Below are 25,236 nucleotides of genomic sequence, written 5' to 3' on the forward strand. Positions count from 1 at the left end.
GTTCAGGCGAGGCCTGCCAGCAGGCTGTTGATGGCCTGGGCAAAGGGCACTGGCGAGTCTTCCTGCAGGAAGTGACCACCCTTGAGCGTGACATGGGGCTGTCCCTTGGCGCCGGGAATTCGATCCTGCATGTAGCGGTCACCGCCGCGGGTAATGGGATCGCCATTGCTGAACGTGGTCAGGAACGGTTTGTCCCACTGCTCCAACACCTTCCACGCAGCGCGGTTGGCTTCGGTGGCTGGGTCATTGGGTGTCATCGGCACCAGGCGCGGGAAAGCGCGGGCGCCGGCCTTGTACTTCTTGCCGGGGAAGGGTGCGTCATAGGCGCGTAGCTCGTCCGGCCCGAGTTTACGGAACGAGCCGGTGTTGATGATCCGGCCAATCGGAAACCACGGGCTGTGTAGGGCGAAATTCTTCCAGATCTTGAACGCCGACGGTGCCTTCTGATCGCCGGTTGGCAGCATGCCATTACCCACCACGATGGCCCGGAATCGGTCCGGATTCTCCGCCGCCAGCCGCAACCCCAACAGCGAACCCCAGTCCTGGCAGACCAGGGTGATGTCGTTCAGGTCCAGTTTGTCGATGAAGCTTTGCATCCAATCCATGTGCTGCTGGTAGCTGTAATCGTCAATCGCTGTGGGCTTGTCGGATTTACCAAAGCCAATCAGGTCGGGTGCCAGCACCCGATGGCCGGCGGCGGCACAAACCGGGATCATGTGGCGGTACAGGTACGACCACGACGGTTCGCCGTGCATCATCAGAATCGGCTTGGCGTCAGCCGGCCCCTCATCGACGTAGTGCATGCGCAGCCCGTCCAGATCGACGTAGTGGGGCTCGAAGGGGTAATCCAGCAAACGGTCGAATTGATTCTCGGGAGTTCGGACGAAATCCATGGCAGCCGCCTTGTGGTTGGTTATGCTTCTTGGAGAAGGCCGGAAGGCCTAATCGGAGAGTCTGCCGAGTCCTTCGGGAGGCGTCAATTTGCCAGTCCGACACTGGCCTCGAAAGCAACGGGGGCGGTCCTACGGTCGTCGTTCCCTAACCAATGTCGTAAGGCGGCTCCGGCGCTCTTGGGGTATGGTAAGTTCAGATTTGTTGCCGTGCATTTTGCGCGCAGAACAGAGAGCAACATGGACAGGTTCGAATGACCCATTGGCTGATTGCAAATCCCAAAGCCGGCACCGGTGAGCGAGGACGGGAGTTCTGGCTGGAGGTGCTGTTGGCCGCCGGTGTCCCGGAACCGCAATGCCGAGATTTTAATGACGATGTCTGGGGAAATCAGGTGCAGGCGGGCGATGTGGTGATGGTGGCCGGGGGCGATGGTTCGGTGAACATGGGCGCACGTCTTTGCCGGAGCAGGCAGGCGATCCTGGCGGTGCTGCCATCCGGCACCGCAAACGACTTTGCGCGCAACCTGGGCTTGCCAGAAGAGCCGGAGCGCTTGTGCGCGCTCATTGCCGAGGGCACCACCCAGCAGGTGGACGTGGCCGAAGTGGGGCAGACGCTGTTTTTGAATGTCGCTCATGTTGGCCTCGGAACGCTGCCTGCGCGGGAAGCCGAGGGCACTCATAAGAAACTCTTTGGTCGGTTCAGTTATGGCCTGGGGTTGTTGCGCCGGGTCAGTGCCAGCCGGGGGTTCAAGGCCGAGATCCGCTGCGACAAAGGAGTGGTCAAAGGCCGTTGGTTGTCGATAGCCGTTGCCAGCGGCGCCTTCTTTGGCGGTGGTAATGAGATTCCCGAGGCCTCTGCCAACGATGGCCAGCTGGATGTGATTGCGGTCAAACCACGGCCGTTGCTGCAGTTACTGCTGACCTTTGTGATGGTTCGCCTCAACAAGCGCTCGCCCCAGCGCACCAGCACCATTATTCACCTGAAGGGCGCACGCTGTTCGGTCCGCACCGGTAAGCCGAAAACCATCACTGCCGATGGCGATGTGATGGGGCAAACGCCCCTTGAGGTGGAATGCCAGCCCCAGTGCCTGTCGGTGATTGCACCGACCATTGTCAGTACCGCCGATGCCGCCCCCGAGGAAACAGTCATCGGTTGAACAGACTTCCCTCAGATACGTTTTGTCACTGATTTTTCGAGCGAATCAGGTGATCATGGCCGGCGCTGGCCAGGTGAACCAACTCGACTGGCCGGAAAACCAACTTTATTCATCCGTACCGCCATTAAGGAATGACAATGCCGAGAAAATCAGCCCCGGCTATGCAAAACTCATTGCACAAGCTCAAGATCATCCTGGGAGCCTTGGCCTTGATGGTCGCGGGCAGTGTGGCGTCAGCGGCAGAACGGCTGTACATCTTCACTGAGAACTATCCTCCTTATAACGCGTCGGCGTCGGGCAAGGGCTTTGCCCACGGCGAGGAAGACATCACCGGCATCTGCAGCGATATGGTAAAGGCCATGCTGGCCCGGGTCGACTACGACTACGTCATGAAAATGCGCGCCTGGAGCTACGCCTACGACTGGGTTCAAGGGCGCGAAAATCACGGGCTGTTCTGTACCGCCCGCACCGATGAGCGTGAGGATCTGTTCCAATGGGTTGGTCCTCTGGCTTCCATCAAATGGACCCTGTTTGCCGCGCCCGACTCTGACATCGCTCTGAACTCACTGGAAGATGCCCGGGATCTTCAGATTGCCGGTTATAAAGGCGATGTCATGTCAGAATTCCTGGCCGATAAGGGGTTCAATGTCGTCATGAGTCTGTCGGGTGATGTGAACACGCGCCGGTTGATGCTGGGGCAAGCCGATCTGTGGGTTACCGACGGCCTTGTGGGCCCGCTGGTAGCGGAGGAAGAACATGGCATCACCGGGCTCAAACCGGTGCTGGTATTCCGCGAAACGCCCATGTACCTGGCACTCAGCAAAAATACCGAGCCGGCCGTTGTCGCTGATCTCCAGCAGGCGTTGGACGCGGCCCGGGCGGATGGGGAACTGAAGGCTATCGCAGCGCGGTACGATCAGTGAGTGTTTGTCGAGTCTGCTGAAATAGCCTGGAGTGGCTTGCTGCGCTTCGGTGTCACATAGCTGAACCGGCGGCGATACTCTTCCATGGTGCACCCGACATTGCGCTTGAACAGTCGCCGGAATGAGCTGGCGTCCTCGTAACCGACGTCCCAGATGATCTGGGCGGTCTGGCGTCGGGTCGATTCAAGGCCGTGCTTGGCGGCTTCAATCCTCAAATGCTGTAGGTAGCTCAGTGGGGTCTCGCCTGTGGCTTCCTTGAACCGGCGCTTGAAGGTGCGCGGCCCCAAGTGTGCGCGCTCCGCCAGCTCGTCGATGACGATGGCGTCGGCGTAGTGCTGTTCCAGCCAGCCCTGTACCTCGCCAATTTTCTCGTCCTGATGGGCCCGGCTGCCATAAAAGCTCATGTAGGGCGTCTGTTCCGAACGCCGGGCATCGAGAATCAGCAGCTTGCTGCAAGCTATGGCCAGCGCGGGTGAACCCAGCCGTTCAACCAGATACAGGCACAGGTCCATGAACGAGGTAGCGCCACCGGCACACAGAATCTGCCCGTTATCCACCAGCAGTTGCTCGCTCTCGAGCCGTAACTGAGGATAGCGTCGGCGAAAGGCCGGTGCTGCCCGCCAGTGGGTGGTGGCCACATGCTGCTCCAGTAATCCGGCTTCCGCCAGCACAAAACTGCCGGTGCAAACGCTGGCTACGATGGCACCCCTTTCAACGGCTACGCGCAACCAGGGGTGGAGCGGTCGTGACATGTCTAGCGCCGCATCGATATGGCGGTCGCCCAGTACCGCTTCCATGGCGGAGCCAATGATGATCACATCCGCCGGATAGTCCTGCCAGTTCACTGTCGGCACGATGGGGACGCCGCTGTAGGAGCGTACCGGCTCGCCATTCACGGTGACAATCTGGCACTCGAACCGGGGTTCATCACGATTGACCCAGCGGTCGCAGTAATTGGCGGCAGCAAAGAAATCCATCACGCCTATAACACCACTGCCGTGGCAGAAGGGCAGGGCCACAATGGCGATTCTGATCATGACAAATGTCCTTTTTGGCATCTGCAGTGTCAAATATGACACTCCGGCGCAGGGTTGGCAAGCCGTAATCTGACACTGTCAATCAGGTCGGCCCCTCGGCCGACAGCGAAGGAGGAAGGGTCATGACTGCTCAATTCACAACCAACACAGGCTCTGCAACACGTGTTCCTCTTGACCGCGTTCCGGCCCGGAACTCTGGTGTCGCCGCGGTAGGGAAAGCTCTGCAAATGCTTTATCGGGTAGCGCCGCACACGGCCGGCAATATTGCTGAGGGGTTGTTCTTCTCGCCGCGACGGCTGCCGTTACCGATTCGGTACGAGTCCCTGCTAGATGAGGCCGACAGCTACAGCCAGATTCAGCTCGGTGCCGTTACGATTCCGGTGTACAGCTGGGGCTATGGCCCGGTGGTGCTGATGGTCCACGGTTGGTCGAGCGGCGGTATCCAATTTGGGGCTTTCGTGAAGCCGCTGGTTAGTGCCGGTTATCGGGTGGTGGTGTTTGATGCACCGGGCCATGGCCGGGCCCAGGGCAGGCGGTCGAGCCTGTACGAGATGACCGAGGCTGTCACCAAGGTGGCTGCCAGTGTTGGTCCCATCGACACCATCATCGCCCATTCCCTGGGCAGCCTGGCAGCAGCCCGGGCGGTGGTGGATGGCGTCCAGGCCCAGCGGCTGGTGTTGCTGGCCCCGCCGAAGGATCTCGATTCAGTAGTTGCCGGATTCGGTGCTGAACTTGGGTTCTCGCAGGCCATGGTAACTGAGCATCGTCGGCGCATGGAGCAGGCATTCGGGGCACAAGTGTGGCAGCAGTTCTCATTCGACGCCCTGGCGCCCAAGATCACAGCCCGGGGGCTGGTGGTGATCGACCGGGATGACAAGTCGGTGCCGGCCAGTCATAGCGATCAGGTTCATTTGCAGTGGGCCGGATCTGAACGGATGCAAACCCAGGGGCTGGGGCACAACAAGTTGCTCTGGCACCCAAGCGTGCTGGAACGGATCCAGCAATTCATGGCAACAGCGGCCTAGAACCACAGCCCGATCTCCGGATCGGGCGTTTTTCGTTCGATGACAATACCCCGTGATTCGAGCAGCTGAACCAGCCTCTCGGTATCGTCGACATTGAGAAAACTGCCCAGCGAGATCTCGGTGTCGCGATGAATCAGCGCCAGCTTCGGTGGCGCAAACGGGTGGACAGGAGCGTCCAGGTGAACTCTCACGTAGGGCCGGGGCAGGGTCCACTCCGAAAGCTTCCGGGTGCGGCCTTTTTCCAGGTGGATGCTGCTCTCGCCAATGGTCAATACCTCCCGCCGTTGGCAGGCCCGGGAGGTCAGGTAAATGCCGGCGGCCAGGGCAGCGAGTTCCAGCCCGGCGAATGGCACGATAACCCAGGCGCCGGCTAACGCCATGCCGGTGGCAATCAGCGCGGAGAGAGCCAGCAGTGCCAGCCAGATCTGGACGTTGCCACGCCAGCTCAATGAGCGGTTGGGCGTCAGCAGAAGCCGAACGCCGTCCTGGGAGTTGAGATGCTCGACCATCATTCAATGCCTATGGAATCGACCTTCTCGGTATACGACGGGTGGTGCCACTCCGATGATCGCCCGCGTCTGAAGGATCGGTAATTCAAATGGGGGGCAAACCACGACATACTGGCGGCCTGATAGTAATGATAGTCAACACGGCCTGGTAGCGAATCTGTGGCGCGAAAATCCCTCATCCGAAGATCTCTGAGCAAACTGGCGTGGGTACTGGCGGGAACACTGCTGTTGCTGCTGGCCGTGATTGTGCTGCTGCGGTTCGTCAATCCGCCCACCTCCAGTTTCATGCTGGGCCACCGGCTGTCGCAGCCCGACCAGGCCCTGCATCAGCACTGGGTGCCGTTGTCGGAGATTTCTCCGTGGATGCCACTGGCGGTGGTAGCCAGCGAGGATCAGCGGTTCCCCGAGCATTGGGGCGTGGATTTCGCTGCCATCCGTAAGGCGCTGGCCGAGTACCAGGCGGGCGAGGGCCTGCGGGGCGCCAGTACCATCACCCAGCAGACCGCCAAGAACCTGTTTCTGTGGAATGGCCGAAGCTTTGTGCGCAAGGCTCTGGAGGCCGGGCTGGCGCTGGGAATTGAGGGGTTGTGGCCGAAGCGGCGGATTATGGAGGTCTATCTCAATATCGCCGAGTTTGGCCCCGGGATTTATGGCGTGGAGGCGGCGAGCCGGCGTTATTTCGGCGTTTCAGCCAGCCAGCTATCGCCGATCCAGGCCGCGCGACTGGCGGCCGTGCTGCCTAACCCCAAGACTCTCAGTGCGGTATCGCCGTCGGCGTATGTCTGGGAGCGGGTATCCTGGATTCGCGGCCAGATGGCCCAGTTGTCGGGCCTGAATTATTTGCGCGACACGCTGCAATAGCGCCGTTCCGGTCGGCCGACGTTGCCGTAGCTGACCTCTGCCGCCGCTTCGCCACGGCCCACCAGAAACTCCAGGTAGCGCCGGGCCGTGGTGCGAGAGGCGCCCATGGCGGCGCCGACTTCCTCGGCACTCCACTCGTCTCCGGTTGTCAGCACCTCACGGATTTTGTCCAGGGTAATGCCATCAATGCCTTTTGGCAGCCTGTCGGTATCCGCTGTTTCCGCATGGCCTTCGTCCCCGCCGCTGCGGGGTAACAGCGCATCCACTTCTTTCTGGGCGACCTGGTCCAGGCCGGACAACCGGTTCAGGTGGTCCCGATAGCGGTTTACTGCGTCCTCCAGACGTTCAAACACCAGTGGCTTTAGGATGTAGTCGAAAACCCCGCCGCGCAACGCGCTGCGCAGGGTGTCCACTTCTTTGGCGGCGGTGATCAGAATGACATCGCTGGCGCTGTCCGAGGCCCGCAGTTCCCGCAGCAGGTCCAGGCCGTTGCCATCGGGAAAGTAGACGTCGAGCAGGATCAGGTCGGGGCTTAGTACATCGATCAGATCCCGGGCATCGGCCAGCGTGTGCGCAATGCCGCAGAGCTCGACGTCGTCCAGACGTTCAACAAAACGTCGCTGAATTTCCGCAATTTTACGGTCATCTTCGATGATCAGCAGGCGTATGGTGGTCAATGACTGGTCCCCCCGTGGGCTCGTTTGGGTAGATACAGAGTAAAGCGGCTGCCGCCGGTGGTGAGATTCTCGACCGTGATCGAGCCACCCCACCGAGTCAGGAATTGACTGACCAGGTGTAGGCCATAGCCACGAGCGGTGCCGGCTTTGGTGCTGACACCTTTCTCAAAGATTCGCTCCCGGTCCGCCTCCGGGACGCCGGCGCCCTGATCTTCCACCTCGAAAATCAGGTCGTCGCCAAGATCCGTCATCGACAGCGCGACCTGTCCGCCTTCGCCGGTCGCCAGGCGTGTGGCCTCAAGGGCGTTATCAATCAGGTTGCCAAGCACGCTTACCAGCTGCTCCCTGGGAAGGTCGTCGGGCATGTTGGCCATCTGGCTGCCGGGGTCAATGTTCAGCACCAGGCCCATTTCCCGGGCCCGGTTGTACTTGCCGAGCAGGCACCCGGCGATGACCGGATCGGGCACCGCTTCCAGCAGCAACTGAATCAGTGCCTGGTGATCGCTGACTTCACTACCAATCAGGCTGAGTGCCTCGTCGGTGGCGCCAATCTGGATCAGGCCGGCGATGGTGTGCAGCTTGTTGGAGTATTCGTGGGTCTGGCTGCGCAGGGTATCGGCGTATTGCTGTATCCGGGTGAGCTGGCGGCTAACCTGGTCCACCTCGTCCCGCAGCCGGAAACTGGCCACCACGCCGGTAATGTCGTCGCCCTCGCGCACTGGCAGTCGGTTAACGATCATCTGACGGTTCCTGAGCCAGACTTCCCGGTCAAAATCCGGCTCCCCGGTTTTCAGAACCGACATCAAGTCGCTTTCCGGCAGCACTTCAAGGATCGGCTTTCCCGCCAGGGCCATGTCCGGTTCCAGGCCCAGGGTCTTCAGGGCCGTGCGGTTCACCGTGGTGATGATGCCGTCACGATTGATGGCAATGATGCCCTCACGCACCGATTGCAGGGTGGCATCCCGTTCCTGGAACAGCCGGGCGATTTCCTCCGGTTCCAGCCCGAAGATGGCCTGTTTGAAGCGACTGGCGATGATGATGGCGGCGAGGATGCTAACCAGCAACATCACCCCGACCACACCATAGAGCACGAAATTGTAGCGCTGGATGGTGGTTTCAACCTGGTCGACGCCGTAGCCGACCGACACGATGCCGACGATGTCACCACTGGCCGGGTTGATCACCGGTGCCTTGCCGCGCATGGATTCGCCGAGACTGCCGAAGGCGCGGGCAATGTAGGCCTGGCCGTCGATCAGGGCCTGACGACCAGTGTCACCGTCATCATCCGCCATGGAATAACCCAGGCGTGACGGATCCGGATGGGCGAGGCGCACCGCCTGGTCGTCACCAATAACAATAAACAGGGCCTCGTTGGTCTCGGTCAGCCGGTTGGCCAACCGATTCAGGCTGCCAGTGTCGCGTTGCTCTACGCCCTCGATCACTGCCGGCGTGGCGGCCACGGTCTTGGCGACCATCAATGCCCGTTGGCCGATTTCCTCGTACAGGGATTCGCTCAGATAGTACCCGGCAAAGACACCGATCAGCGCTGTCTGCAGGGCGCTGACCAGGCCGAGGGTCAGAATCATTCGGGTTTTCAGTTTGGTTTTTCGAAACACGATGTTGTTGGAATGCTGCCGGAGTGTTGTTGTCGTTTTGATTCAGGTTAAAGCACCGGCGTGGTTTTTGCCCGTGAACTTTATGCACAAAAAAGCCTTTAGGTTCTTTATAGGTATTTACGCGCACAAACTTTAGGCGTCCGGTGTTCGCTTCTAGTCTATGGGCGAATGGCTCCCACAGCACGTTTATCGAGCGGCGGAACAGAGGAGCTATCACAACAACAAACCAGAGGTGAACCCAATGATGATCAAGCGAACCCTGTCTTTTGTAGCCATGGCTGCCTTTAGTGTTTCCGCGCTGGCCTGGCAACCCTCCGGCAAAGTGGAATGTATCGCACCGGCTGATCCGGGCGGCGGCTGGGATTTTACCTGCCGTAGCGTCGGTAATGTCATGCAGGAACTCGGCCTGGTGGAAGGCAGTGTCCAGACCGTCAATATGGCCGGTGCCGGCGGTGGCGTTGCCTTCGCCCACACCGTCAGCAAGCGCGCCGACGATGACAAGCTGATCGTTGCCGCATCTACCGCAACCACCACCCGCCTGGCCCAGAAGCAGTTTCCGGGTATGGACGCCGGTATGGTGAAGTGGGTCGGTGCCCTGGGCGCTGACTACGGCATTATTGCTGTCTCCAAAGACTCCGAGTACCAGAACCTGAATCAGCTTTTCGAAGCCGTGAAAGCGAACCCCAAGTCGGTCAAGTTCTCCGGCGGCAGCGCTCGCGGCGGCTGGGACCATCTGAAGGTGCTGATCGCTGCCAAGGCGGCCGGTGTCGAGAAGCTCCCCTCCATTCCTTACCTGTCGTACAACAATGGCGGTGAGGCCATGACTCAGGTCGTGGGTGGCCAGGTCGATGCCTTTACCGGTGACGTGTCCGAAGCCACCGGCTTCATGGATTCCGGCGACCTGCGGGTGCTGGCGGTGCTGTCTGAGGAGCGCCTGCCCGGCAAATTCAGCCACATTCCGACGGCCCGCGAGCAGGGTATTGATGCCCTGGGCCCGAACTGGCGCGGCTTCTACATGCCCGAAGGCGCCTCTGAGGAATCCAAGGAATACTGGGTAGCCGCTGTGGACAAGCTGTACGCCAGCGAAGAGTGGAAAAAGGTGATGAAAAGCAACGGGCTGATCCCGTTCCATCCGCCGGCGAACGAGTTTGAAAGCTTCGTGCGTCAGCAGGTGCAGGACATCGAAACCCTGTCTCGTGAAATCGGGCTGCTGAAATGACAGGTTTTGGTGATCGAATCCTCGGCTTGGGCCTTCTGGTCCTCGCCGTTGCCTACGGCTGGGCTGCGCAGCAGTGGCCCGAGCCGTTTGGCGGCGCCGAGGGCGTGGGCCCGGAAACGTTTCCCACCATCCTTGCCTTTGTGTTGGTGATCGGCAGCCTGTACCTGATGGTCAAGCCCGACCCCGATGCCCAGTGGCCAGTGCGCAAAACCGCTCTGGAACTGGTGACCTCGGTGGTGGTGCTGATTGTCTATGCGCTGCTGATGGAACCCTTGGGCTTCATTATTTCGACCACGCTGGCGGTTGGTACGCTCAGCTGGCGCATGGGCGCGAGGCCACGCATGGCGTTTATTACTGGCCTGATCAGTGCGGTGGTGGTGTTTGTCCTGTTTAACTACGGCCTGGACCTGAGTCTGCCTGCCGGCCTGCTGGAGGTAGAGTGATGGAAACCTTAGGCTTTTTGATGGAAGGGTTTGCGGTCGCGCTGACCCCCTATAACCTGATGTTCGCGCTGTTCGGGGCCTTCGTGGGTACCCTGATCGGCTGTCTGCCTGGCCTGGGCCCGGCCAACGGTGTTGCCATCCTGATCCCGCTGGCATTTACCCTGGGGCTGCCGCCGGAAACCGCCATGATCCTGCTGACCGCGGTTTACGCCGGAGCCATGTACGGTGGCCGGATCTCTTCGATTCTGCTTAACATTCCCGGTGACGAGCCGGCCATGATGACCTGCCTCGACGGCTACCCCATGGCTCAGAAAGGCCGTGCTGCTGACGCCCTGGCGATCTCTGCCGTGGCGTCGTTCGCTGGTGGCCTGATCGGAACCATCGGTCTGATCATGTTGGCGCCGATTCTGGCCAAGTTTGCCCTGACCTTTGGCCCGGCCGAGTACTTCGCGTTGTTCCTGCTGGCCTTTGCCACCCTCGGCGGCATCACCGGCAAGAACCCGATGAAGACGGTGATTGCCGCCACCATCGGCATCATGATCTCGACCGTGGGTATCGACATCTCCACCGGCACCCAGCGTTACACCTTTGGTGTGCTGGAGCTGTACGAGGGTATCGACTTCATCCTGGCGATTGTCGGTCTGTTCGCGATTTCGGAGCTGCTGTTCTTTGTCGAGTCCCGTGTTGGCGGCGGCCGCGAGAAGATCAACGTGGGCAAGTTGACGCTGAGTTTCAAGGAGCTGGTCAGCACCATCCCGACCCAGTTGCGCGGCGGTGTACTCGGCTTTATCGCCGGAGTATTGCCAGGTGCCGGGGCGTCCCTGGGCAGCTTTATCAGCTACACCCTGGAAAAGCAGGTGCTGGGCAAGAAAGGCAAGTTTGGCGAAGGCGATATTCGCGGTGTGGTGGCGCCAGAGGCTGGCAACAACGGCGCCTCTTCCGGTGCGCTGGTGCCGATGCTGACCCTGGGCGTGCCGGGTAGTGGCACCACGGCGGTTCTGCTGGCCATGCTGATCTCTCTGAACATCACGCCGGGCCCGCTGATGTTTACCCAGAACGCCGACATTGTCTGGGGTGTCATCGCCGCACTGTTGATCGGTAACGTCATGCTGTTGCTGCTCAACATCCCACTTGTGGGCTTCTTCGTGAAGTTGCTGTCGGTGCCCCCGATGTACCTGTTGCCAATCGTGACCATGGTGGCCTTCGTAGGCATCTACTCCATCAGTCACAGCACCTTCGACCTGTACTTCATGGTGGCCTTTGGTGTCGCGGGTTACTTCCTGCGCAAGCTGGAAATCCCGTTGGTGCCGATCATTCTGGGCCTGTTGCTGGGGCCGGAAATGGAGAAGAACCTGGGCCATGCGCTGATCCTGTCGGACGGTTCCTGGAGCATTCTCTGGGGTAGCTCGCTGGCCGTGGGGCTGTGGGTCGTTGCTGGTCTTGGTCTGGTACTGCCGTATGTGGTCGGGCCACTGCTGCGCCGGCGCATGAATGCGGCCATGAAAGAAAGCCCGGTCAGCGACTGAGCGGGTAGCGAAGATCACGCCTTAGACGATCTGTTGTCAGCTTTGCACCGGGTTTCCCCTTTGGGATGCCCGGTGCTTTTTTATGTCTGGCAGATAATCACTTATGCTGTAGTGGCTGTGGGCTTCATAAGAAGGTTTTATTTTTGTTGTTCATTCAGGAGGCAACGCGTTGAACGTCATGGTACTGGGAGCCACCGGACTGACCGGAGCGGCAGTGGTGGAGAAACTGCTAGAGCGGCCAGAGGTGACTTCGGTGATAGCGCCGGTGCGTCGCCGGGTTGGCCCTGAACACCGCAAGCTGATCCAGCATCAAGTGGACTTTGACGATCTGCAAGCCAGTGCCGATCTGTTCGCCGTGGATGCAATCGTTTGTTGCCTGGGCACCACCATCAAGAAGGCGGGCTCGCGTGAGCAGTTCCGTAAGGTGGATTTCGGCTACAGCCTGGAGGCTGCGCGCTTGGGACGGGCGGCCGGTGCACGGGCGTTCATTCTGATGTCCGCCATTGGTGCCTCCTCGGATTCCACCATTTTCTATAACCGGGTCAAGGGCGAACTTGAAAACGCAGTTCGCGAACTCGGCTACTCCTACCTCTCGGTCTACCATCCCAGCCTTTTGCTCGGTGACCGGCAGGAACAGCGCACCGCCGAGGCCCTGGGTATCAAGCTGATGCCCCTGGTGAACCGGGTCTTGCTCGGCCCGCTGGAAAAATACCGCGGCGTGCGAGCATCCACCGTGGCCCAGGCCATGGTCAATGAAGTCTGTGCGCTGGAAATGACAACCCCTGCGGAACCTGTCCAGCACCTGCGGGATTATCCCGAGATCCAGAAGTTGGCAGGCTAACCACCCTCACTTGCCGGCCAGAATCCAGCCCGCAGCCTTTTCGGCAATCATCAGGGTCGGAGAGTTGGTGTTGCCACTGGTGATGGTCGGCATCACGCCGGCATCCACTACCCGAAGTCCGGTTACACCCCGCACTTTCAGGTGCGGGTCCACTACCGCCATACTGTCATCGGCTCGCCCCATACGCGTGGTACCCACCGGGTGAAAAATGGTGGTGCCAATGTCGCCGGCCAGCTTCGCCAGCTCTTCGTCAGTCTGATACTGCAGTCCCGGCTTGAACTCCTCCGGCTGGTACTTGGCAAAGGCCTGCTGTTCGGCAATCCGGCGAGTCACGCGCAGGGAATCAGCGGCCACCTTACGGTCCTCCTCGGTGCTTAAATAGTTGGGTGCGATTGCGGGCGGGGTTTTCGAGTCCCGGCTGCGAATCCGCACCGATCCGCGGCTGCTCGGATTGAGGTTGCAGACGCTGGCGGTAATGGCCGGGAAATCGTGTAGCGGCTGCCCGAACGCATCCAGGCTCAGGGGCTGAACGTGGTATTCAATGTTGGCGTAGTCATAGTCCTCTGAACTGCGTGTAAACAGGCACAGTTGCGACGGCGCCATGCTCATGGGGCCGGAGCGTTTCACCAGGTATTCCAGACCAATGCGCGCCTTGCCCAGAAGCGAATTGGCCATGGTGTTCAGGGTGGTTGCGCCCTGAACCTTGTACACCGAACGAATCTGGAGGTGATCCTGCAGGTTCTCGCCGACTCCGGGCAGGTCTTTGATCACCGGAATGTCGTGCTCCCGCAGCAGGTCAGCAGGCCCGATGCCCGACAGTTGCAGCAGCTGGGGCGAGCCAATCGCGCCAGCAGACAGAATCACTTCCCGGCGAGCCTGGGCCCTGATCTCGCCCTGTCCGGGCCGTTCCACGCGAACACCGCTACACCGGGGCTGCTCGCCCGAGGCCATGTCCAGGCCAAGCACGTGGGTGGAGTGCCAGAGTGTCAGGTTGGGGCGCTTTTGGGCCGGCCTTAGAAAGGCCTTGGAGGTATTCCAGCGCCAGCCGGAGCGTTGGTTTACTTCAAAATAGTCGACGCCTTCGTTGTTGCCGCGATTGAAGTCTTGGGTGCGGGGAATGCCGGCCTGAACACAAGCATCGGCAAAGTCCTCCAGAACCTTCCACTTCAGGCGCTGGTGCTCAATTCGCCATTCGCCACCGTGGCCATGGTAGTTCTTGTGCTCCGGGTCGGCGTCACCGCCGTCATCCAGGCGATAGTGATCCTCGTGGCGCATGAAGTCGGGCAGGCAGTTGTCCCAGTTCCAGGCCTCCTCTCCGGTGACTTCAGCCCAGTGGTTGTAGTCCCGGGCCTGGCCGCGAATGTAGAGCATGCCATTAATGCTGGAACAGCCGCCCAGGGTCTTGCCCCGGGGATAGATCAGCGACCGGCCGTTCAGGCCCGGATCCGGCTCGGTGCGAAAACGCCAGTCGGTGCGGGGGTTGTCGATGCAGTACAGGTAACCCACCGGAATATGAATCCAGTGGTAGTTGTCCCGGCCGCCGGCTTCGATGAGCAGTACCTGGTTATCCGGATTCGCGCTCAGCCGGTTGGCCAGCAGGCAGCCGGCTGAACCGGCTCCCACGATGATGTAATCAAATTCGAGCTGTCCATCGGCATTGTTGTTTTCGGACATAGCTGTCTCCCGGACCTGGGGCGAGTTACTTGGCGGTTGGCATGACAAATTCGGCACCGGCGTCGATGGAGTCAGACCAGCGCTGCATGATCGACTTCTGCCGGGTGTAGAATTTCACGCCTTCTTCGCCATAGGCGTGGGTGTCGCCGAACATGGAGCGCTTCCAGCCGCCAAAGCCGTGCCACGCCATGGGCACCGGGATAGGCACATTAATGCCGACCATACCCACCTGAATACGGCGGCCAAACTCTCGGGCCACGGTGCCGCTTTCGGTGAAGCAGCTGACGCCGTTGCCAAACTCGTGCTCGTTAATCAGCCGGATGGCGGTGGCGACGTCGGGAACCCTTACGCAGGCCAGTACCGGGCCGAAGATTTCTTCTTTGTAGATGGTCATGTCCGGTGTTACGTGGTCGAACAGGCTGCCGCCCATCCAGAACCCTTCGTTGCAGCCTTCGCCGGTGGTGCTGGCGTCAAACTCGCGGCCGTCCACGACCAGTTCGGCGCCTTCTGCCACACCCTTGTCAATGTAGCCGGTAATGCGCTGGTGTGCTGCGGCGCTGACGATCGGGCCCATCTCGGCATCCAGTTCCATGCCGTTTTTCACCTTTAGACTACGGGCACGTTCGGCCAGCTGGGGGATGATCTTGTCGGCCACGTCTCCGACCAGCACGGCTACGCTGATGGCCATGCAGCGTTCGCCCGCGCTGCCGTAACCGGCACCAATGAGGGCGTCCACGGCCTTGTCCAGATCCGCGTCGGGCATGACCACCATGTGGTTTTTGGCACCGCCCAATGCCTGAATGCGCTTGCCGTGGCGGGCGCCGTTTTCGTAGATCAGGTTGGCAATCGGCGTGGAGCCGACAAAGCTCAGGGCCATGACATCCGGATGCTCAATCAATGCTTCCACTGCGCCCTTGTCGCCCTGGATCACGTTAAACACGCCGTCGGGCAGGCCGGCCCGCTTGAGCAGGTCGGCGACCATCAGTGAGGCGCTGGGATCGATGGGGCTGGGCTTGAGTACGAAGGTGTTGCCGGCGGCGATCGCCACCGGGAACATCCACATCGGCACCATCACCGGGAAGTTGAAGGGTGTGATGCCGGCTACAACGCCCAGAGGCTGGCGCATGGTCCAGTTGTCGATACCGGTGCTGACCTGGTCGGTGTAATCGCCTTTAAGAAGCTGCGGAATGCCGCAGGCGAATTCGACGATGTCGATGCCGCGGGCCACTTCGCCCTGGGCATCGGTAAAGACCTTTCCGTGCTCGCGGGTGATGGCTTCGGCCAGTGCGTCCTTGTGCTGATTGAGCAATTCGAGAAATCTGAACATGACCCGGGCACGGCGAATCGGCGGGGTGTCGGCCCAGCTTGGAAACGCCGCAGAAGCGGCTGCTACGGCCTGATCGACGTCGTCACGGTTGGCGAGAACAACCTGGCCGGAAACCTGTCCGGTTGCCGGGTTGAACACATCCTGTTGGTGGCCGGAGCTGCCGTCTGAAATTTGCCCATTGATATAATGCTGGATCGTTGGATTGCTCATGCTAGCCCCTTTGATGTGTGCGTATGGCTTTGCTGGATGCCGGTTCAGAAGCCTTGAATGCCGGCTCTGACAAGTTTTGTGCAAGAACTGATCAGGTAATTTACGGTGGCTTTGGGGGTTGGGGCAATTGAAACTTTCTAAAGCATGATATAAGTAAGTCTTATATTGCGATCTGTTGAGGAGGGGGTATGCAACACCTGCAAGGGTTGCGAGCGTTTGTGGCGGTAGCCCGCGAGGGCAGTGTGTCCAGAGCGGCGGTTCGCCTGCACCTGACTCAGCCGGCGGTGAGTTTGAAATTGAAGCAGTTGCAGGATGATCTGGACCTGAAACTGTTCCGGCGCAAACCCCAGGGACTGGTGCTCACCGCTGATGGCCAGAATTTGCTGCCGGTGGCGGAAAAGGCCCTGGCCGGGCTGGCCGCGTTTGAACAGAGTGCCCGTGCCCTGCACAGCACGGTGCGGGGGCGGCTCAAGATTGGCACCATCGTGGATCCGGAATTCATCCGGCTCGGAGCTTTTCTGCATCGGCTGGTGGCCCGGGCACCGCAGCTTGAAACCGAGCTGCACCAGGGGATGAGCGGCCGGGTACTGGAGCAGGTGCGCAATGGCCATCTCGATGTCGGCTACTTCCTGGCCCCGCCGGGCGCAGGTCCGGCTGTGCCCGAGCTGATGCACCGGGAACTGACCCGGTTTGATTACCACGTGATTGCCCCGGCTGGCTGGGCTGCACGGATTTCTGACACGCGCTGGTCCAGCATGGCGGCGCTGCCCTGGATCGTGACGCCGGAGGATTCGGTACACAACCGATTGCTGGCCAGTGTCATGGAGCCGCAGGGGCTGGCGCCCCAAGGCGTGGCTCAGGTGGATCAGGAGGCCTGCATGCTCGACCTGGTTCGGGCCGGGGTAGGGCTCAGCCTGGCCCGCGATGCCCTGGCCATGGCCGAGCGTCAGGAACGGGGCCTGGTGGTTGCGGAAGGGGTGCGCATACCCTGCGCCCTCAGCTTTATCTGGCGCAGGGACCGCGAGCATGAACCGGTCATCGTCGAGGCCCTGGAGGCATTGGCCGGGGTCTGGCTGCTCGAGGGCCTCGGCTCGGCGGGTCTAGCCGAGCGTGGCATCCAGAAACATCATGATCACAAAACCGACCAGTAGCGAGAAAGTAGCCAGGGTTTTGTAAGAGTTCCGGTGGGTTTCCGGAATGATCTCGTTGCTAATGATGAACAGCATGGCACCGGCGGCAAAACCCAGAGTCCAGGGCATGATCGGCTCGGCCAGCCACACCAGTGCCGCTCCGAAAAGACCGCCAATCGGCTCGGCCAGCCCGGTGAGCAGGGCAATACCAAAGGCTTTCACCCGGGAGTAGTTGATCGCCAGCAGCGAAAAGGCCACCGCCAGACCCTCCGGAATATTCTGGATGCCGATCCCGGTTGCCAGAACATAACCGTTGCTGACATCGCCGCCGGCAAAACCAACGCCGACCGCCATGCCCTCGGGGAAGTTGTGCAGGGTGATGGCAATGATGAAGAGCCAGATCCGCCGAATGTGTGCGGTATTAGGGCCTTCGCGGCCCAGGCCAAAGTGCTCGTGGGGCAGCTTCTGGTGAATAAGGTAAAGTGCGCCCGCACCAGACAGCACCCCGAAAATGACGATCAGGGCCGCGCCGCTGGTCGTGCCAACCAGAGACTCACCGTATTCCAGGCCCGGAAGCAGCAATGAAAAGAACGAAGCGGCGAGCATCACCCCCGCAGCGGCCGCCAGCATGCTGTCCTGCAGCCGCTCGGTCAGGGTCTTCAGGAAAAATACCGCCAGGGCGCCCACGCCGCTGGCCAAACCGGCCAGCAGGCTCGCTAATGCGCCCAACCAGACAATGCTGATGTCGGTGGTCATTTACTTTCCCTATTAAACAAAGAAAACCCCCGGAGCTTACACTCCGGAGGTTGATTTATCACAGGACTGCGGGTCAGGCAGCCTGCTTACGCCGCCACGCCAGCTCGTTCTCGATGGTGGCCTTGGGCTGCAGCATGGCAAAGTCGATGTCCTCGATCTCTTTGCCATCGATCAGGCGCTGCACGAAGTCCGGATTGGCCAGCGCTTTCTTGCCCACCGCCAGCAACGTTCCCGGGTAAGCGGCTGCACGGTCCTGATAGTTGGTTTCGTCAATACCGCCGTTGATGATCAGCTCAATGCCATCGACACCAGCGACCACGTCAGCCAGCGACTTATCACCCTCGACAAACGGCGCCCGGTGGACGTCACCGTCGGTGGTATGGATAAAGTCAGCACCGGCGTCCCGGACTGCCTCGGTAATCTGGCGGAAACCGGCTTCGCCTTCAGGCAACTGATAATCTGGATCGGTTACCGCGACCTGCGACAGGCGAATGCCTACTGCAAAGTCGTCACCGACCGCTGCTCGTACTGCTTTGATGGTTTCCACCACCATGCGCAGACGATTCTCCAGGCTGCCACCGTAGGAGTCCTCGCGACGGTTAAAGTGGGTGCTCAGGAACTGGTTCAGCAGGTAGCCGTTGGCTCCGTGCAGTTCGACACCGTCGAAACCGGCGGTTTTAGCGTTTACCGCGGTCTTAACGAAACCGCCGATCGCGAATTGGATGTCGGCCTCGGTCATCGCTTGCGGGGTTTGCCACTCAGACTGGTCGCCGTAAAAGCCAAGGGGTGCGCCTTTCGGCTGCACAGCACTGGGCGCCAGCGGCTGATCGGTGTAGTGGTTGGCCTGGAACTGGGCACCAGCGTGCATAAGCTGGGCAATGACCTTGCTGCCCGCTGCGTGGATACGATCGACGATGGTTTTCCACCCTTCAATGTGCGCGTCGTTAATCAGGCCGGGCTGATTGGCGTAACCCTGGCTGGCACGGTCATCGGTGTAGGTGCCTTCGGTAATCAACAGGCCAAATCCGCCCTTGGCGTAAGCTTCGTAGTGGTCAGCCATCAACTCGTTGGGGGTGCCGTCGGCCTCGGCGCTGGTCCGGGTCATGGGCGCAAGCGCAAAGCGATTGGCCATGGTCAGGTTGGTAAATCGGGTCTTCTGCATCACGTCGGTCATGTAGTTCCTCCCATTCCTGATCAAGTGTTGAAGTACGAAGGATCGACGTTTGTAGTTCAGCTTGAAAGCGGAGAGTTCCGAAGGAGCCGGTCAGATTATTTGAACCAGAAGGGGAAAACGCCTTCGGATCAACGGTCAGAATGCCCCAGTGAGCGCTCGGGATCGATTTCGTCCCGGACCAGCTGCTTCAGCTTGGTGATTTCGGGGAAGCCCTGTTGCTCCTTGCGAGACCAGATACGTTTTTCATTCACCCACACTTCGAAGATGCCACCAGTGCCCGGGTGCAGGGTCAGTTCATCCAGCTCGCCTTCAAAGGTGGTGAGCAGTTCCTGCGCCATCCAGGCTGAGCGTAGCAGCCAGCGGCAACCGGTGCAGTAGTGTATGTCGACGCGGTTGGTCATGGATGGGAACTCCTGATGTTAGGGCGCTGGTTGGCACCGGGGTGCGCGTACCGACGTTTCAGTCGGTTTTGTAGGTCGGGTAGGTGGAGCGCGACAGTGTCGGCTCGCAGCCGACCACATCCCGGGCCTGCTTGTGGGCATGAAGATACCAGCGCTCCCCTGGTTTGGAAAAGGTCTGTGGGGTGATCGTGAATTCAACCGTTTCCATGGTCTGGGGGATCGGCGAGCCGTCGGCATGGCGATAAACACAACTGGTCTCCAGCATCAGCGGGGTCGCAACTGGCAGTTCGATGAAACCCTCCCTGGTGACCGCTGGCGCCGTGCCGGCCACCGAGACCACCTTCAGGCAGGGGCCATAGTGGTTCTTTTCCAGATCCTCCAGGTATTCGCTCAAACAATGCTGGGCACTCAGAAAAACGGTGTTGCGCCCTGCGTGCTCCGGTGAATCGGAAACCGATTGGCATCCGGACACGATCAACATTGACGTCAGAGAAGCGATGGTGCGATTCATGGTTGCTCCTTATTCACTGTCCCCCGGTTGTCTGGTGAGATACCGACACTGGTGTCATCCGTTGGGCGTTTCCTGATGGAGTCTCTCGCAGGCGCGCCAACAGGCGGCTATCTCGATTATAGATGTCATTCCGGAACTGGAGCCGGTCTTTGTCGTCGACCCAGGCGGTCCAATACTGAAGGTATACCGGCACGGGGGCCGGCAGCGTGATGGTTTTTGGTTCCGCCGAATCTACTGCTGCGCGGATGCGATCCCGATCCCATTTCGGGTCGCCCGACAATAGCTTTTCTGCCAGGACAAACGGTTGCTCTACCCGAATGCAACCCGAACTGAAGGATCGGTCAACCCGGCCGAACAGGCCCTGTGACGGGGTGTCGTGCAGATACACATCGTACTGGTTCGGGAACATGAACTTGATCTGGCCAAGTGCGTTTTGTGGCCCCGGATCCTGCACCAGCTGGTATGGGAAATTGTCTTTGGACAGGGCTGTCCAGTCTACGGTGGCTGGATCAATGCGCTGGCGATCGGCACCCCAGCCCCGAAAAACCTGCATGTTCAGACGTTGCAGGTAGTCAGGGTTGCGGATGATCTGCGGCAACTGGTCCTCGATCATGAGCTTGCGGGGCACGGTCCAGGTCGGGTTGACGACCAGGTAGCGGATGCGATCGCTAAACACCGGGGTCTGCCGAAACGGCTGGCCAACAATCACCCGCTGGCGGAGCAATTCGGTGCCCTTATCGATCAATTTCAATTCATAGCCGGCGATGTTAACCAGAACAAAGCGCTCCCCCAGGGTTTCGGGAAGCCAGCGCCAGCGCTCCAGGGTGGCGTCGATCTGACGCACCCGTTCGATCGGCAGCATGTTGATGGCAACGAGGGTCCCCCGGCCGATGATGCCGTCCGGCTCAAGCCCATGACGGGCCTGGAACGCCGGCACAGCGGCCTCAAGCGGCCCACCGTAGAGGCTCAGGTCCGTGAAAGTCGTTGCCCCCTCAGGCTCGGACAGGTCGCCGAGGGCGGTCAAGCGGCGTCGTATCTCAATCAGACGGTCGTCCCGGTCACCTGGCCGTATGGCTGGCCCGGCGGCAACGGGCAGCCAGGGCTGGCCCAGCAATGTGATCAGGTTCTGACGGGCCTGCACCAGCTTATGGTAGTCGGCGTGGGTGGGCCGCAGCGAGTCCACAGCCGCGCTGATGTCGCCGCTCGCAAGTGCGGTCGCTAGCACCTTGCCCATGTCCCGTTGCCGTCGGTTGGCCGTCCATTCGGCGTGAATGGTGTGCGGATTAACCTTGCCCTCAAGCAAGTGCGAGCCGAGCATCAGGAAGGCGTCGGAAAACAGCAAATCCAGGTCAGCCTGCAGATCCGGCGACAGCTCCTGTAATGGGCGGCCCGACAACTCCGCCAGAATATCGGCATGGTAATCCCTCGGATCCAGGCCATCCCGACTGGCTGATTCAATGGCTGCAAGCAGTTGGCTGCGCTGGTCCGGGGAGTGCCAGGCGGGTTTGAAGCCATTGGCCGTATAAAAGCCAGACAGGGCGCCCCGGGCCATCAGGCGATCGCCGAGCACTTCTACCTTAAATCCGGCATTGAGCGCCTCAATGCGCGCGACTATCGCCTCGTTAGCGACAGCGAGTGGCGAAAACCACGAAGAAACAGCAACAACAAAGGCCAGCACGATGGCGTTGGCGGCGGTTTTCGGTTTGGGCATTGTGCTCTCCGGTTCATCCCTGAACTGCATAAGACGGCTGTAAATGAATTGTTTGTTGGACGTTACCAAAGCCCCATTTGTTCCCCCGCTGGCCGGCGGAACAGGTCGTTTCGCAAGGGCTCAGCCTGGTGAAGATTCAGCCCGAGCCGTTTTGCTTTCATGGAAAAGCGTTGGCGGATCAGGTCGGCGTAAGGGCCGGTGCCGGTCATTCGGCGCCCAAAGCGGGAATCGTAGCTCTTACCGCCCCGTAAATCACGGATTCGATTCATAACGTGTTGGGCTCGTTGTGGAAAATGCCGATGTAGCCAGTCCTGGAACAGCTCATCGAGTTCCAGGGGCAGACGCAGCATGATCCAGCTGGCGCGGGTTGCGCCTGCCGAGGCAGCAGCCTCGAGAATGGCCTCGATTTCCTGATCGTTGATAAAGGGAATGACCGGGCCAAGGATGATTCCGGTCGGAATACCGGCGCTGGAGAGATGCTCGATCATCTTGAGCCGGGTGGCCGGTGCCGCTGTACGGGGCTCCATGCGGCGTTTCAGGTCATTGCTCAGAGTGGCCAGGCTGATGCGCACGGAACACAGGCCCTGCCTGGCCAGTTCGGTCAACAGGTCCAGGTCCCGGAGGATCAGGGCGCCTTTGGTAATAATGGACACCGGGTGGCGGTACTCAAGCATCACTTCCAACAGCTCGCGGGTGATGCGTCGTTCCCGCTCCAGCGGCTGGTAGGCGTCCGTATTCACCCCCAGTGCAATGGGGGAGGGGGTGTAGCCCGGCTTGTCGAATTCCTCCCGGAGCCGGCGCGCGGCATTGGGTTTGGCGATCAGCCGGGTCTCAAAATCCAGCCCTGGTGACATGTCCCAGTAAGCATGAGTGGGGCGGGCAAAGCAGTAGATACAGGCGTGCTCGCAGCCGCGGTAGGGGTTGATGGATTGATCAAAGGGTACATCCGGGGAGGTGTTGCGGCTGATGATGGATTTGACCGACTCGTTGACCACTTCGGTTGCCACCGAATCCGGATTCAGATCGTCCTCGGACGCCTGGTACCAGCCGTCATCCTGATCGCGGTCGGTGACGATAGGCTGGAAGCGATTGTGGGGGTTGAGGCCGGTGGCTCGGGTTTTCATGGCATATCCAGATACTGTTCATTTATACAGTTATTGTCATGCTACGCTTGCATCCTGGCCGGTGCAAGCTTGCCAAACCGCGTAGCCCTGGCTGGGCTACCGGCGAATCCAGTCCAGGTTGGGTATACTCTGAGCCCGCGCATTCACTCAGCCTTAAGGACGCTATGTCGGACCTCAGCCTTGTTCAGTATGTTTTGATTGCGATGATCTTTGTCTGGAGTGGTTTCGTTCGTTCCGGACTGGGCTTTGGCGGGGCGGTACTGTCGCTGCCTTTCCTGTTGTTGGTGCTGGATGAGCCACTGGTGTTTTTGCCAATCATTGCGGTGCACCTGCTGGTGTTCTCTTCATTGACCATCTGGCTGAACAATCGCAAGCGGAAGCCTGTTGATCCTTCTGAGTCGGTGACGGAAGCCAAGGCAAGGGGGGCAGCAGAGAGCACCGTAGATTGGCGTTACCTGTGGCGCATTCTGGGCATCATGATTGTGCCCAAGCTGATTGGTGTGTTTGGCCTGATCACCATGCCCGGCAATGTCCTCAGTGCCATCATTTTTGTGATTGTGGCGCTGTATTCTGTGTCCTACATCATCAACAAGCCGTTCCGCAGTGGCAGCAAAACGGTGGATGCGGTGTTCCTGATGGTCGGCGGCTACATCAGTGGCACCTCGCTGATCGGGGCACCGCTGATCATCGCGGTTGTGGCCCAGCACCTGCCCAAGGAGAAACTGCGGGATACCCTGTTCGCGCTCTGGTTCATCCTGGTGCTGATCAAGATGGCCGCGTTTGTGTGGGTTGGGGTAGACCTGCAGTTGATCCACCATCTCTGGCTTCTGCCCTGTGCCGCGGTCGGTCACGTCATTGGCCTGAAAGTGCACGATCGGATGTTGCGGGCAGAAACGCCGATTTTCTTTCAGGTATTGGGCGCCGTGCTGCTGATCGTCAGCAGCATCGGCATGGTCAGCGTGCTGGGTTAACTGGCCCGCCCGAACACCCGCTCAAAGAACCCGGCCGGCTTTACGTCGGCAACGGGCAGGTCGTCGACTTCTTCCATGGCCCGACGCCAGAAGCGCTCGGGATCGTCCAGATCAGTCACCAGTGCCCGTTCGTCCTGACTGTAGTGATTGTGGTCGCCACTCAGTCCCCTCGCCATCAGCTCCTGGGTCCACAGGTAAACAGTACCGCGTACGGTTCGCAGGAGTCGGCTGTAGACATCTCGGCTGAGGTTGATCGCAAGCTCGGCACTCAGGTTGATCTGTTGCTGCAGGACGGCCATGTCGTCTTGGGTCAGCAGCACCCGGTTGCCATCGCCTTTACGGCTGGTCAGGCAGACTTTTTCCATCGACTTGGCGTCGTCTATCACGTCGAGGTGGCCAAATTCCTTCTTTTGAGTCTCGTTTACCGGTGCCGGAATCCAGCCATACTGAGGTGAGCGGGCGACAATGTGGCCCGGAAGATCGCGCCGGTACGGCGGGGTCTGGTCCCGGTCCTGATAGCCTTCGAACTCGGCCCTCAGCCAGGCCGCCATTTTCTTGTGACGAAGCATCAACGCCAACGCGATGGCCGAGGGCAGGATGTGTCCAAGCAGTTCCGATGGATCTTTGGTGCGTTCCTCGAGGTGGTTCACAGATGCAGACATAAGGTCCTCCGTGGCAGCGGAAACGAGTCGTGGCCAGTTTCGTGTCCCCGCGTTATTGTTGTTGTAAGGCAACCCACCGGAATCGAGTCGGTTGGGTGTGACTAAAAAGTAGACAGCTCCGGTAGCACCTGCCGTTGTAGATACGTTACTGCTGTGTAACAGAGCGTAAGCGAACGGGCTGAGGAGGTTGGCATGAACCAGCATCAGGACTATGCGTCACGTCGCGCCTGGATGGTGGAGAACCAGATTCTGGGCCGCGGTATTACCGCAGCTCCGGTGGTGACGGCGATGAGGCGGGTGCCCCGGGAGAAGTTTGTCTCCCCCTGTCTGATGGACGAAGCCTACGATGATGGCCCCTTGCCCATCGGTTTCGGGCAGACCATTTCCCAACCCTACATCGTGGCGTTGATGGTGGATGCGATGGATTTGACCGGTGGGGAGGTGGTGCTCGATATCGGCACCGGTTCGGGTTATGCGGCCGCGGTTGTCGCCTCGATTGCCGCCCGGGTGTTCAGTATCGAGCGGGTGCCGGAACTGGCCGAATCAGCGGCGCAGACCCTGGCGGCCGAAGGGTATGATCACGTGGTGGTGCGTTGCGGCGATGGTACCTTGGGCTGGCCTGAACAGGCGCCCTTCGATGGTATCTGTGTGGCGGCGGGAGCGCCGGTAGTGCCCGAGGCATTGAAGCAACAGTTGCGGGTGGGCGGCCATCTGGTCATTCCGGTCGGGTCCACGCACACGGTGCAGCGCTTGCGCCGGATCACCCGGCTATCGGAGACGGAGTTCCGCGACGAGAGCCTGGGCGATGTCCGCTTTGTGCCGCTGCTCGGCGAGCAGGGATGGTCCTGAGCCATCCCGCCG

25 protein-coding genes are annotated in these 25,236 nt (G+C 60.2%); 11 read left to right on the forward strand and 14 right to left on the reverse strand.

Annotated features, from left to right (window positions below; genetic code table 11):
* Positions 1 to 2: 2 nt before the first annotated feature.
* Entirely contained in the window at positions 3 to 893 is an 891-nt protein-coding gene (locus tag FGO67_RS07035) for a haloalkane dehalogenase (protein WP_203300043.1), read from the reverse strand.
* Between the two features lie 251 nt (positions 894 to 1,144).
* On the opposite strand from FGO67_RS07035, the gene FGO67_RS07040 reads away from it, so the two are divergent.
* A complete protein-coding gene (locus tag FGO67_RS07040; RefSeq protein ID WP_203300044.1) occupies positions 1,145 to 2,047 on the forward strand; it encodes a diacylglycerol/lipid kinase family protein in 903 nt (300 codons plus the stop codon).
* A 137-nt stretch (positions 2,048 to 2,184) separates the two neighbouring features.
* Positions 2,185 to 2,970 carry a substrate-binding periplasmic protein gene (locus tag FGO67_RS07045; RefSeq protein ID WP_203300045.1) on the forward strand — a complete coding sequence of 262 codons (786 nt, stop codon included), beginning with the start codon at positions 2,185 to 2,187 and terminating at the stop codon, positions 2,968 to 2,970.
* On the opposite strand, the gene FGO67_RS07050 is transcribed toward FGO67_RS07045, so the two are convergent.
* The gene (locus FGO67_RS07050; RefSeq protein WP_203300046.1) at positions 2,964 to 4,007 is read right to left on the reverse strand and encodes a GlxA family transcriptional regulator; all 1,044 of its coding nucleotides are present in this window, start codon (positions 4,005 to 4,007) and stop codon (positions 2,964 to 2,966) included. The genes FGO67_RS07045 and FGO67_RS07050 overlap by 7 nt on opposite strands.
* 122 nt (positions 4,008 to 4,129) lie before the next feature.
* On the opposite strand from FGO67_RS07050, the gene FGO67_RS07055 reads away from it, so the two are divergent.
* On the forward strand, positions 4,130 to 5,032 hold the full coding sequence (locus FGO67_RS07055; protein WP_203300047.1) for an alpha/beta hydrolase: 903 nt from the start codon (positions 4,130 to 4,132) through the stop codon (positions 5,030 to 5,032).
* On the opposite strand, the gene FGO67_RS07060 is transcribed toward FGO67_RS07055, so the two are convergent.
* Positions 5,029 to 5,544: a DUF2244 domain-containing protein gene (locus FGO67_RS07060; protein ID WP_238942297.1), complete on the reverse strand. Its 516-nt coding sequence runs from the start codon at positions 5,542 to 5,544 to the stop codon at positions 5,029 to 5,031. The two genes, FGO67_RS07055 and FGO67_RS07060, sit on opposite strands and share 4 nt — an antisense overlap.
* Positions 5,545 to 5,700: 156 nt before the next feature.
* On the opposite strand from FGO67_RS07060, the gene mtgA reads away from it, so the two are divergent.
* Positions 5,701 to 6,402 (forward strand): monofunctional biosynthetic peptidoglycan transglycosylase, encoded by a 702-nt coding sequence (mtgA, locus tag FGO67_RS07065; RefSeq protein WP_203300048.1) that lies wholly within the window; start codon positions 5,701 to 5,703, stop codon positions 6,400 to 6,402.
* Here mtgA and FGO67_RS07070 read toward each other — a convergent pair.
* Together FGO67_RS07070 and FGO67_RS07075 are read right to left on the reverse strand one after the other, a co-directional pair.
* Entirely contained in the window at positions 6,378 to 7,079 is a 702-nt protein-coding gene (locus FGO67_RS07070; protein ID WP_203300049.1) for a response regulator, read from the reverse strand. The genes mtgA and FGO67_RS07070 overlap by 25 nt on opposite strands.
* Positions 7,076 to 8,665, reverse strand: a complete 1,590-nt coding sequence (locus FGO67_RS07075; protein WP_203300050.1) for an ATP-binding protein — start codon at positions 8,663 to 8,665, stop codon at positions 7,076 to 7,078. The genes FGO67_RS07070 and FGO67_RS07075 overlap by 4 nt, the downstream gene beginning before the upstream one ends.
* 271 nt (positions 8,666 to 8,936) lie before the next feature.
* Between FGO67_RS07075 and FGO67_RS07080 the strand changes: the two genes are divergently transcribed.
* The 4 genes from FGO67_RS07080 to FGO67_RS07095 all read left to right on the forward strand — a co-directional run bounded on the left by FGO67_RS07080 (position 8,937) and on the right by FGO67_RS07095 (position 12,724).
* Complete coding sequence (locus tag FGO67_RS07080) at positions 8,937 to 9,914, forward strand: Bug family tripartite tricarboxylate transporter substrate binding protein (RefSeq protein ID WP_203300051.1); 978 nt, start codon at positions 8,937 to 8,939, stop codon at positions 9,912 to 9,914.
* Positions 9,911 to 10,357, forward strand: a complete 447-nt coding sequence (locus FGO67_RS07085) for a tripartite tricarboxylate transporter TctB family protein (protein WP_041339621.1) — start codon at positions 9,911 to 9,913, stop codon at positions 10,355 to 10,357. Before FGO67_RS07080 ends, FGO67_RS07085 begins: the two co-directional genes overlap by 4 nt.
* On the forward strand, positions 10,357 to 11,883 hold the full coding sequence (locus FGO67_RS07090; protein ID WP_203300052.1) for a tripartite tricarboxylate transporter permease: 1,527 nt from the start codon (positions 10,357 to 10,359) through the stop codon (positions 11,881 to 11,883). Before FGO67_RS07085 ends, FGO67_RS07090 begins: the two co-directional genes overlap by 1 nt.
* 178 nt (positions 11,884 to 12,061) lie before the next feature.
* Positions 12,062 to 12,724 (forward strand): NAD-dependent epimerase/dehydratase family protein, encoded by a 663-nt coding sequence (locus FGO67_RS07095; protein WP_238942366.1) that lies wholly within the window; start codon positions 12,062 to 12,064, stop codon positions 12,722 to 12,724.
* Positions 12,725 to 12,730: 6 nt separating this feature from the next.
* Here FGO67_RS07095 and FGO67_RS07100 read toward each other — a convergent pair whose 3' ends face one another.
* Positions 12,731 to 14,398, reverse strand: a complete 1,668-nt coding sequence (locus FGO67_RS07100; protein WP_203300054.1) for a GMC family oxidoreductase — start codon at positions 14,396 to 14,398, stop codon at positions 12,731 to 12,733.
* 25 nt (positions 14,399 to 14,423) lie between these two features.
* On the reverse strand, positions 14,424 to 15,935 hold the full coding sequence (locus FGO67_RS07105) for a CoA-acylating methylmalonate-semialdehyde dehydrogenase (RefSeq protein ID WP_203300055.1): 1,512 nt from the start codon (positions 15,933 to 15,935) through the stop codon (positions 14,424 to 14,426).
* 188 nt (positions 15,936 to 16,123) lie between these two features.
* On the opposite strand from FGO67_RS07105, the gene FGO67_RS07110 reads away from it, so the two are divergent.
* Positions 16,124 to 17,086, forward strand: coding sequence for a LysR family transcriptional regulator (locus tag FGO67_RS07110; RefSeq protein WP_203300056.1), 963 nt, complete (start codon positions 16,124 to 16,126; stop codon positions 17,084 to 17,086).
* On the opposite strand, the gene FGO67_RS07115 is transcribed toward FGO67_RS07110, so the two are convergent.
* The 6 genes from FGO67_RS07115 to FGO67_RS07140 all read right to left on the reverse strand — a co-directional run bounded on the left by FGO67_RS07115 (position 17,036) and on the right by FGO67_RS07140 (position 22,742).
* On the reverse strand, positions 17,036 to 17,821 hold the full coding sequence (locus FGO67_RS07115) for a ZIP family metal transporter (RefSeq protein WP_203300057.1): 786 nt from the start codon (positions 17,819 to 17,821) through the stop codon (positions 17,036 to 17,038). The genes FGO67_RS07110 and FGO67_RS07115 overlap by 51 nt on opposite strands.
* A gap of 73 nt (positions 17,822 to 17,894) precedes the next feature.
* Positions 17,895 to 18,995: an oxidoreductase gene (locus tag FGO67_RS07120; RefSeq protein WP_203300058.1), complete on the reverse strand. Its 1,101-nt coding sequence runs from the start codon at positions 18,993 to 18,995 to the stop codon at positions 17,895 to 17,897.
* Positions 18,996 to 19,123: 128 nt separating this feature from the next.
* Positions 19,124 to 19,396, reverse strand: coding sequence for an Rdx family protein (locus FGO67_RS07125; protein WP_203300059.1), 273 nt, complete (start codon positions 19,394 to 19,396; stop codon positions 19,124 to 19,126).
* 58 nt (positions 19,397 to 19,454) lie between these two features.
* The gene (locus FGO67_RS07130) at positions 19,455 to 19,907 is read right to left on the reverse strand and encodes a hypothetical protein (RefSeq protein WP_203300060.1); all 453 of its coding nucleotides are present in this window, start codon (positions 19,905 to 19,907) and stop codon (positions 19,455 to 19,457) included.
* Between the two features lie 13 nt (positions 19,908 to 19,920).
* The gene (locus FGO67_RS07135) at positions 19,921 to 21,618 is read right to left on the reverse strand and encodes a L,D-transpeptidase family protein (RefSeq protein WP_203300061.1); all 1,698 of its coding nucleotides are present in this window, start codon (positions 21,616 to 21,618) and stop codon (positions 19,921 to 19,923) included.
* A 62-nt stretch (positions 21,619 to 21,680) separates the two neighbouring features.
* The gene (locus FGO67_RS07140) at positions 21,681 to 22,742 is read right to left on the reverse strand and encodes a PA0069 family radical SAM protein (protein WP_203300062.1); all 1,062 of its coding nucleotides are present in this window, start codon (positions 22,740 to 22,742) and stop codon (positions 21,681 to 21,683) included.
* A 164-nt stretch (positions 22,743 to 22,906) separates the two neighbouring features.
* Between FGO67_RS07140 and FGO67_RS07145 the strand changes: the two genes are divergently transcribed.
* Entirely contained in the window at positions 22,907 to 23,713 is an 807-nt protein-coding gene (locus FGO67_RS07145) for a TSUP family transporter (protein ID WP_203300063.1), read from the forward strand.
* Here FGO67_RS07145 and FGO67_RS07150 read toward each other — a convergent pair.
* Positions 23,710 to 24,375, reverse strand: a complete 666-nt coding sequence (locus FGO67_RS07150) for an AbiTii domain-containing protein (protein WP_203300064.1) — start codon at positions 24,373 to 24,375, stop codon at positions 23,710 to 23,712. The genes FGO67_RS07145 and FGO67_RS07150 overlap by 4 nt on opposite strands.
* Before the next feature lie 192 nt (positions 24,376 to 24,567).
* Here FGO67_RS07150 and FGO67_RS07155 point away from each other — a divergent pair, with 192 nt between their 5' ends.
* Complete coding sequence (locus FGO67_RS07155) at positions 24,568 to 25,224, forward strand: protein-L-isoaspartate(D-aspartate) O-methyltransferase (protein ID WP_203300065.1); 657 nt, start codon at positions 24,568 to 24,570, stop codon at positions 25,222 to 25,224.
* Positions 25,225 to 25,236: the final 12 nt, after the last annotated feature.

This window comes from Marinobacter sediminum (assembly GCF_016820575.1).
Classification (GTDB): Bacteria; Pseudomonadota; Gammaproteobacteria; order Pseudomonadales; family Oleiphilaceae; genus Marinobacter; species Marinobacter sediminum.

Excerpts from the sequence above, each read along its gene's own strand:
- FGO67_RS07145 (WP_203300063.1), top strand. The coding sequence starts at position 22,907 with ATGTCGGACCTCAGCCTTGTTCAGTATGTTTTGATTGCGATGATCTTT.
- FGO67_RS07135 (WP_203300061.1), bottom strand. The coding sequence starts at position 21,618 with ATGCCCAAACCGAAAACCGCCGCCAACGCCATCGTGCTGGCCTTTGTT.
- FGO67_RS07150 (WP_203300064.1), bottom strand. The coding sequence starts at position 24,375 with ATGTCTGCATCTGTGAACCACCTCGAGGAACGCACCAAAGATCCATCG.
- FGO67_RS07060 (WP_238942297.1), bottom strand. The coding sequence starts at position 5,544 with ATGATGGTCGAGCATCTCAACTCCCAGGACGGCGTTCGGCTTCTGCTG.
- FGO67_RS07105 (WP_203300055.1), bottom strand. The coding sequence starts at position 15,935 with ATGAGCAATCCAACGATCCAGCATTATATCAATGGGCAAATTTCAGAC.
- FGO67_RS07090 (WP_203300052.1), top strand. The coding sequence starts at position 10,357 with ATGGAAACCTTAGGCTTTTTGATGGAAGGGTTTGCGGTCGCGCTGACC.
- FGO67_RS07080 (WP_203300051.1), top strand. The coding sequence starts at position 8,937 with ATGATGATCAAGCGAACCCTGTCTTTTGTAGCCATGGCTGCCTTTAGT.
- FGO67_RS07130 (WP_203300060.1), bottom strand. The coding sequence starts at position 19,907 with ATGAATCGCACCATCGCTTCTCTGACGTCAATGTTGATCGTGTCCGGA.
- FGO67_RS07040 (WP_203300044.1), top strand. The coding sequence starts at position 1,145 with ATGACCCATTGGCTGATTGCAAATCCCAAAGCCGGCACCGGTGAGCGA.
- FGO67_RS07085 (WP_041339621.1), top strand. The coding sequence starts at position 9,911 with ATGACAGGTTTTGGTGATCGAATCCTCGGCTTGGGCCTTCTGGTCCTC.
- FGO67_RS07100 (WP_203300054.1), bottom strand. The coding sequence starts at position 14,398 with ATGTCCGAAAACAACAATGCCGATGGACAGCTCGAATTTGATTACATC.
- FGO67_RS07140 (WP_203300062.1), bottom strand. The coding sequence starts at position 22,742 with ATGAAAACCCGAGCCACCGGCCTCAACCCCCACAATCGCTTCCAGCCT.
- FGO67_RS07125 (WP_203300059.1), bottom strand. The coding sequence starts at position 19,396 with ATGACCAACCGCGTCGACATACACTACTGCACCGGTTGCCGCTGGCTG.
- FGO67_RS07035 (WP_203300043.1), bottom strand. The coding sequence starts at position 893 with ATGGATTTCGTCCGAACTCCCGAGAATCAATTCGACCGTTTGCTGGAT.
- FGO67_RS07155 (WP_203300065.1), top strand. The coding sequence starts at position 24,568 with ATGAACCAGCATCAGGACTATGCGTCACGTCGCGCCTGGATGGTGGAG.
- FGO67_RS07095 (WP_238942366.1), top strand. The coding sequence starts at position 12,062 with ATGGTACTGGGAGCCACCGGACTGACCGGAGCGGCAGTGGTGGAGAAA.
- FGO67_RS07050 (WP_203300046.1), bottom strand. The coding sequence starts at position 4,007 with ATGATCAGAATCGCCATTGTGGCCCTGCCCTTCTGCCACGGCAGTGGT.
- FGO67_RS07045 (WP_203300045.1), top strand. The coding sequence starts at position 2,185 with ATGCCGAGAAAATCAGCCCCGGCTATGCAAAACTCATTGCACAAGCTC.
- FGO67_RS07055 (WP_203300047.1), top strand. The coding sequence starts at position 4,130 with ATGACTGCTCAATTCACAACCAACACAGGCTCTGCAACACGTGTTCCT.
- FGO67_RS07110 (WP_203300056.1), top strand. The coding sequence starts at position 16,124 with ATGCAACACCTGCAAGGGTTGCGAGCGTTTGTGGCGGTAGCCCGCGAG.
- FGO67_RS07120 (WP_203300058.1), bottom strand. The coding sequence starts at position 18,995 with ATGACCGACGTGATGCAGAAGACCCGATTTACCAACCTGACCATGGCC.
- FGO67_RS07115 (WP_203300057.1), bottom strand. The coding sequence starts at position 17,821 with ATGACCACCGACATCAGCATTGTCTGGTTGGGCGCATTAGCGAGCCTG.
- FGO67_RS07075 (WP_203300050.1), bottom strand. The coding sequence starts at position 8,665 with ATGATTCTGACCCTCGGCCTGGTCAGCGCCCTGCAGACAGCGCTGATC.